Annotated in this window: 5 protein-coding genes; 2 read left to right on the forward strand and 3 right to left on the reverse strand. The window is 76.1% G+C overall.

Annotation, left to right across the window (positions count from 1 at the left end; genetic code table 11):
* Positions 1-69 precede the first annotated feature (69 nt).
* From ACFXKG_RS34790 to ACFXKG_RS34800, 3 genes are all read right to left on the reverse strand, one after another.
* On the reverse strand, positions 70-3,411 hold the full coding sequence (locus ACFXKG_RS34790) for a BTAD domain-containing putative transcriptional regulator (protein ID WP_384847492.1): 3,342 nt from the start codon (positions 3,409-3,411) through the stop codon (positions 70-72).
* A 109-nt stretch (positions 3,412-3,520) separates the two neighbouring features.
* The gene (locus ACFXKG_RS34795; RefSeq protein WP_384847495.1) at positions 3,521-4,375 is read right to left on the reverse strand and encodes a hypothetical protein; all 855 of its coding nucleotides are present in this window, start codon (positions 4,373-4,375) and stop codon (positions 3,521-3,523) included.
* A gap of 52 nt (positions 4,376-4,427) precedes the next feature.
* A complete protein-coding gene (locus ACFXKG_RS34800) occupies positions 4,428-5,063 on the reverse strand; it encodes a GntR family transcriptional regulator (protein WP_384847498.1) in 636 nt (211 codons plus the stop codon).
* Between the two features lie 465 nt (positions 5,064-5,528).
* Here ACFXKG_RS34800 and ACFXKG_RS34805 point away from each other — a divergent pair, with 465 nt between their 5' ends.
* Positions 5,529-6,023 carry an NUDIX domain-containing protein gene (locus ACFXKG_RS34805; RefSeq protein WP_384847500.1) on the forward strand — a complete coding sequence of 165 codons (495 nt, stop codon included), beginning with the start codon at positions 5,529-5,531 and terminating at the stop codon, positions 6,021-6,023.
* Positions 6,024-6,195: 172 nt separating this feature from the next.
* A complete protein-coding gene (locus ACFXKG_RS34810; RefSeq protein ID WP_384847503.1) occupies positions 6,196-7,107 on the forward strand; it encodes a glycoside hydrolase family 75 protein in 912 nt (303 codons plus the stop codon).
* Positions 7,108-7,188 lie beyond the last annotated feature (81 nt).

Here is a 7,188-nt window from a genome sequence, read left to right on the forward strand (position 1 = left end):
GGGCAGCCGCCGTGCCCTGCTCCGGCATCCCGGCCGCCGGGACCCGTTCCGGCGCGGGCGGCCGGGGTGTCAGACCAGGGCCGCCGCCTCCTCGACCCGGAGCGCGGCCCCCTCCGCGTGGGCGTGTGCGTAGCTCCGCTCGTCCAGCGCGGCGCGTACCGCGGTCTCGGCGCGGTCCAGGAGTTCCGGGTCGGCGGGGGATGTGAAGGGGTCGAACTCGAAGCCCTCGGGGCGCTCGTGGTGGTGCGCGTACGCGCCCAGCAGCCGCGCCGCGTCCTCCGGGGCGCCGAGCGCCGCCTTGGCCCAGGCCGCGCAGGGGAACTGCTGGACCATGAGGTGCGGGGCGACCACCGGGGCCAGGCTCTCCAGCGTCCGTACGGCCTCGGCCGACCGGGCTCCGGCGCGGGCGAACTCCCCGCTCCGGCAGTCGAGCCGGCTGTGGACACCCGCGACGGTGCCGCCGAGCAGAGGCTGGCGGGCGAGGTCGATCTCCCGCTCCAGCAGGTCCAGTTGCTCCCGGGCGGCGGACAGGCGCCCGGTGCTCTCATAGTGCCGGGCCAGCAGCAGCCGCGCCATGCCGACCGCCTGGCCGGTGCCCTCCCCCGGCCGGCCCGCGGCTTCCAGCAGCAGTCGCTCCGCACGGGCCCGCGCCGCCGGGTCCGCGGCCGACTCCAGCCGTACGGAGGCGAGGCGGGCCTTGAAGAGTGGCACCTGGCCGGATGCCCCGACCCGCGCGCAGCTCTCCATCGCCTGCTCGAAATCGGCGGCGGCCTCTTCGAAGCGGCCCTGGCGCGCGTGGGTCTCGCCGCGCACGGAGAGTGCCTCGGAGATCGCCACGAGGTCGCCCGCGCGGCGGAACAGGGCCAGAGCCTCGTCCGCGTCGCGGGCCGACCGGGCCGGCCCGTCGACGCCGCCGCCCAGCAGCCTCGCCCGCTGCATCAGCGCCAGTCCGAGATCCCAGTCGCCACCGCTGCCGTGCCGCTGTTCCCGGCAGGCCAGCACGAGGGCGTCCAGGGTCTCCCGGAGTCCGGAGGCCTGTCCTGTCATCAGCCGCAGGAAGAACCACAGGGAGCCCGGTTGCCTGCAGATCTGCGGCAGCCCCGGGCGGTAGGCCTCCGTGATCGCGTGCAACCGGCTCCCGCCGCCCGGCTGTTGCGAGTACGCGCTCTCCTCCTCCGCGGTCCACAGCAACAGCAGTCGCACTCCGCGTCTGGCCTCCCACAGCACCTCCGGCGGCCACGGGGGCGCGAGCGCCGTGCACGGCTCGGCGAGGGGTACGGCGGGGCGCACGGGCGCGCGGAAGGGATCGGGGCCGAGCGCCGCGGCGGCCCGGACACCGGCCTCGCCGCGGTGGTTGCGCACCTGCCAGAACCAGCTCATGGAGAGCACCAGGCAGAGGGCCTCCTGCTCCTCCCGCCGGTCGACGGCCGTACGCAGCGCGGCCCTCAGGTTGTCGTGTTCCCGCTCGTAGCAAGCCAGCCAGAAGGCGGTACGGGGGCCGCGCAGCCCGGGGTCGCCGACCCGGGCCAGCTCCCGGTAGGCGGCGAGATGGCGGAGCTCGACGGCCGCGCGCTCCCCCGCCGCCTCCAGCCGCTCCGCCGCGTACTCGGCGACGGTCTCCAGCAGCCGGTAGCGCATGCCGTCCGGGGCGCCCCGGACGCCCGGGTCGGCGGGTACGGCGACGAGGAGCGACTTGTCGACCAGGGAGGCGAGCACGCCGAGGATGTCGCCGTCGGCGTCCGGCCCGCACACGGTCTCCGCCTCGGCGAGCGCGCAGCCGCCGGAGAAGACCGACAGCCCGCGCAGGACGGCCTGTTCGGCTTCGGTGAGCAGATCCCAGGACCAGTCCACGACGGCCCGCAGGGTCCGCTGCCGCGGCAGCGCGGTCCGTGGTCCGCTGCCCGGGCCGAGCAGCCGGAAGCGGTCGTCGAGCCGGTCGGCGAGCCCGCGCGGGGTGAGCATCCGCAGCCGGGCCGCGGCCAGTTCGAGGGCGAGCGGCAGGCCGTCGAGCCGGCGGCAGATCTCGGCGCAGGCGTCCGGGTCGTCCTCGGTCCGGAATCCGGGCCGGGCGGCGGCCCCGCGTTCGGCGAGGAGCCGCAGCGCCATGTCGGCGGGCAGAGGTTCCACCGTACGGACCGACTCGCCCCGTACGCCGAGCGGTTCGCGGCTGGTGGCGAGGACGCTCACCCCCGGGCAGCCGGTGAGGACCGTCTCGGCCAGCGTGGCGGCGGCGTCGAGCAGATGCTCGCAGTTGTCCAGGACGATCAGCAGGCGCCGCCGGGCGCAGTGGTCGGCCAGCTCACCCAGCGGGTCAGGGGGCGCGGGCTCGCCCGCCGCCGGGCCGCCGACCGAGCCACCCAGGGGATCGCGGGCGCGGAGGGCGGTGAGCACCGTCTCCGGGACGACGGCTGCGTCGTGTACGGGCGCCAGCTCCACCAGCCAGACGCCGTCCGGCCAGGCGTCGGCGGCCGCTTCGGCGGCTTCCACCGAGAGCCGGGTCTTCCCGGAGCCGCCGGGGCCCGTGAGGGTGATCAGCCGCCGGACGGGGAGTTCGGCGGCGAGCGCGGCCAGCTCGGGCGCGCGGCCGACGAAGGAGGTGAGGCGGGCGGGGAGATTGCCCCGGGCGGCGCGCCCCGCGGGGCCCGGGGCGGGGCCGGCCGGGGACGGGCCGTCGTCCCCGGCGAGCAGCTCGGCGTGCAGGGCCCGGAGGTCGCGGCCGGGGTCGGTGCCCAGGCGCTCGGCGAGCCGGGTGCGCACCTCCTCGTACGCCTGGAGCGCCTCGGCGGGGCGTCCGGCCGCCCGCAGGGCCCGGATCCGCAGGGCGTGCAGGGGCTCGTCCAGGGGGTGCCCGGCGGCGAGGGCCGCGAGGCCGGGCAGGGCCCGGTCCGCGCGGCCCCGCCCGACCTCGGCGGCGAGCCGCGCCCGGCGGGCCTCCTCGCGGCGCCGCTCGGCGTGGACGGCCCGTGGGTCGGTGTCACCGCCGGGGAGGTCGGCGAGCGCGCGGCCGTCCCACAGGGCCAGGGCTTCGTCCAGCAGCGCGGCGGCCTGGTCGGGGTCGCCGCCGGTGAGAGCGGCGGCCCCCGCGTCGGCGAGCCGTTCGAAGCGGAACAGGTCGATGTCGTCGCGCTCGGCCGCCAGCCGGTACCCCCCGGGCAGCGAGGCCACCGCGTCTCCCCCGAGCGCCCGGCGGGCCCGTCCGACCAGGGCCTGGAGCGCGGCGGTCTCGTCGGCGGGCGCCGCCTCGGCGAGCGGCCACACCTGGGCGATGAGGCGTCCGGTGCTCGTCCCCCGGCCTCCGGCGGCGGCGAGCGCGGTGAGCAGCGCCCGCAGCCGGGTACCGCTCAGCGGCACGTCCGTCCCGTCCGGGCGGAGTGCCTGCGTGGCGCCGAGTACGCGGTAGCGGTAGGTCACGGGCCCATTCTCCCCGCCCGGGCCCCCGGGGCTTCCGGCCTGTGGACAACCGCCCTCGCCCTGAGGGCGGCGGAAGGCCGCCGCGGGCACGGGCGGCCTTCCGGGCGCCTCAGCCCTTGCCGAAGAACTGCGCGGGGAAGGCGCCCGCGGCCAGCGCGGTGCGGGTGAAGCCGCCGGCCAGCTCGGTGAGGCGCGCGGTGGCGTCCGGGCCGAGGTGGTCGTACGGGGCGGCGTCGAGGCGGTCGGTGAGGGCCTCGGCATCGTCGCGCAGGGCTGCCCCGGCCTCCGTCATGTCCCCCGCCTCGTCCAGCAGGCCGCGCTCCCGCAGCCGGTCGCGGGTCGCGTCCCACTGCTCCGGGGACCATCCGCGGGTCTGCCTGAGGACGGCCGATGTCACGGCCCTGCCGGTGGCGTTGTGCAGGACCAGCGCCTCGATCCCGGAGAGGCCCGCCACCGCCAGAGCGGCGAGATGGCCGTCGCCCCGGTGCTCGCGCAGGAGTGTCGCGGCGTGCCACAGGGCCAGGTGCGGCTCCTCGGGCACGGGGAGACCGGCGTTCGCGGCGTACAGCGGCCGCCCCTCGCGGCGACACCCCTCGGAGGCGCGCAGCGCCAGTTCGGCCGTCTCGGCCATCTCCTTCGACGTGAGCGCCTCCTCCCCGAGCAGCCGCCGCAGCGTCCGGTCCGCGCCGCGCAGCCGCGCGGCGAGCACGGCCTCCGGCGTGGTGACCGCCCACGCGGCCGGTATCTTCCGGGCCACGTGGTCATGGTTGAAGTTGTAGAACGTCGCCGTGACCGTGCCGGCGCCGACCGCTCCGAGCGGCGCGGCGCGGCCCGCGAGGTAGGCCATGGCACCCTGCTCCAGCCCGACCGAGGCGAATTCCTCCGCCGGTTCCGGTGCGAAGTACGCGGCGGAGTGAAGGGGGTTGAGGACGTCGTGGCAGCGGCGGCCGGCGGTCATGTCCATGTGGGTCTCCTCAATTCGTCATGGGTGTCACGGGGTCGGTCTGTGCGTACGGTCAGGTTCCGCGCGGTGCGCCGACGTGCCGGGCGAGCAGGCCGGCCGCGCGTTCGGCGTCCCGGCCGAGGGCGGCTCTCTCCAGAGCGCGGTGCTCCTTCACGCCGTCCCGCTCCGGGACGATCGCGCCGGACCAGCGCCGGGCCAGCTCGCTCGCCGTCCACAGGCGGTCGAAGCCGTCCAGGAGCACCGGGTTGCCGCAGCCTTCGAGGAGCGCGCGGTGGAACCGGCGGTGCGCCTCGGACCACGCGTCGGAGGCGTGCGTACCGCCCGGTTCCCGCGAGGGTGTGCGGGCGAGGTGGTGGTGGGCGGCCCGGACCCGCACCTCCCAGTCGACGCCGCCCCGCTCGATCGACAGCCGGAGGATCTCCGGCTCGGTGACGGCCCGCGCCTCCGCGATCTGCTGCCGGCGCCCGGCGTTCACCGCCGGGACGGCGAACCCCCGGTTCGGCAGCCGGGTCGCCAGGCCCTCGCCCACCAGGCGGAGCAGGGCCTCGCGTGCGACGGCGAGGCTGACCTCCCCCGCTTTCGCCAGTTCCTGCGGCTTGAGCGCCTGCTCCGGCGCGAACTCCCCATGGAGGATGGCCGCGCGCAGCGAGGCGTACAGCCGCTCCGAGGGTGATCCGCGTTCCGTCACGGCTCACACCCTAACGGATAATCGATTATTCACTTCATAATCGATTATTGCTCGCCCGATCGCGTCACGTGAGCATCGACAGCCCTTCCCTGGTGAGCCTTCGCGTATTCGTTCCATTTCCTGGAGTAAGAAGGAGGTATGCCGACCGGGAAACCCGGTCTTCGGCTGATCTGATTCGCGGGGGATGGGAAGGGGGGAGGAAGGAGCCGTCCCGTAGCACCGACCACCGCATCTCCTCCGCAGGGCGCGGCCCACTGCGACCCCGTACGGCGCAACTGTTCATACGATCGGCCCGGCGGTGTCGCCCCGGGATCGGAGCACCCTCTTCCGTGCCGCCGGCCCCTCCCCTCCCGCGTCACGCCTGGGACACGTATCCGACACGCCCGGTCCAAGGGCACCGACGCACGCGTTCTCGGCGTGGTGTTCGCATGGCGACCTGGTTTGCTCGTGCACAGACTTGACGGCATGTCGGGCAAACGAAGCGCGGGGCTGCTGCTGCACCGGGTCACGGACTCCGGTGCCGCCGTGCTTCTCGGCCACATGGGCGGGCCGTTCTGGTCCGGCCGTGACACCGCCGCCTGGTCGATCCCCAAGGGGGAGTACGAGGCCGGTGAGGCGCCCGAGGCGGCGGCACGCCGGGAGTTCCAGGAGGAGCTGGGGCTGCCGGTGCCCGAGGGCCCCTGGACCCCGCTCGGCGAGTCCCGGCAGCGAAGCGGAAAGACCGTCACCGTCTGGGCCGTCGAGGGCGATCTCGACCCCGGCAAGGCCGTGCCCGGCACCTTCACCATGGAATGGCCGCGCGGCTCCGGCGTCCTGCGGGAATTCCCCGAGATCGACCGCTTCGCCTGGTTCCTCCTGGCGGACGCCGTGGAGCCGCTGGTGACGGGCCAGCGCGTCTTCCTCGACCGGCTGCGCCGGTACATAGCCGACGGCCGCCCGCCGTCCCGGCCCGGTGGCTGAGACGCGTCCCTGAACGGGCCACCGGGCCCGCGCCGGCCCCGCCCGCGCGGGGCCCCGTACGGCCGCCACGCGCCCCACGCGCCGTCCCACGGCGTGCCGCGCCCGGAGCGCCGGTGCGTCGTCACCGCCCGCCCCTCGCCCTCCCCGGACATCCAGGAAAGGGAACCTCTCCGTGCACTCACGCACGCATGTCCTCATCACGGCCGGCAGCGCGCTGCTGGCCGCCGCCGTGGTCCCCGCCACGGTGCTGCCCGCACTCGCCGTCCCCACGGCCCCGCTCCCCGCCCCGCCCGTCACGGCGGAACCGTCCACCGCGGAACCGTCCATCGCCGTACGGCCCGGCGCCGTATCGTCCGCCGCCACGCCGCTCGCGGCACCGCCCCCCGCCGCGCGCTCGGCCGCGCCGCCGGCCGCCGCGCGGTCCGCCACGAGGGCGCCCGCCCCGCAGGGCGCGCCCGGCCCGCCCGCCGAGAGCACCGAAAGCACCGAGAGCGCCGAGAGACCGGTGAGCGCGGCGGCGCTGATGGCCCGGGCCGAGCGCTGCGACCAGATCTCGAACGGGCTCTACCGCACCCGTGAGGACACGCCGCCCACGGTCGCCGTCTGCGACGCCCGGGGCGCGGTGTTCTGGAAGGCGGACATGGACATCGACTGCGACGGCCAGCTCACGGCGCGGTGCAACCACGAGACCGACCCGTACTACCAGGAGCAGACCGCCTACACGCAGAGCGACGGCAGGCATCTCAACGCGGAGAAACTGCCGTACATCGTCGTGCCGATGACGAGTTCGATCTGGGATCACGCCTCGTCGGGGATCCACGGCGGGGCGCTCGCGGCCGTCATCCACGGCGACACGGTGCAGTACGCCGTCGTCGGGGACGTCGGGCCGCCCGGGATCATCGGGGAGGCGTCGCACGCCGCTGCGCGCGGTCTCGGCATCCTGACCGACCCGGCCAGGGGCGGTGTCGCCTCGGGGGTCACGTACATCGTCTTCAAGCACTCCCAGGTCGCCCCCATCGAGGACCACGACGCCGCCGTCCGGCTCGGCGACGAGCTGGCGAGGAAGTTCCTCCGGGACAACTGAGAACCACGGAACGGCGAAGAGGGGGTGGTGGGGGGCGGCCCGCGGCCCCCCCCCCCCCCCGGGGGGGGGCCGGGCCGCCGG

It is taken from the genome of Streptomyces sp. NPDC059255 (assembly GCF_042752355.1).
GTDB lineage: Bacteria > Actinomycetota > Actinomycetes > Streptomycetales > Streptomycetaceae > Streptomyces.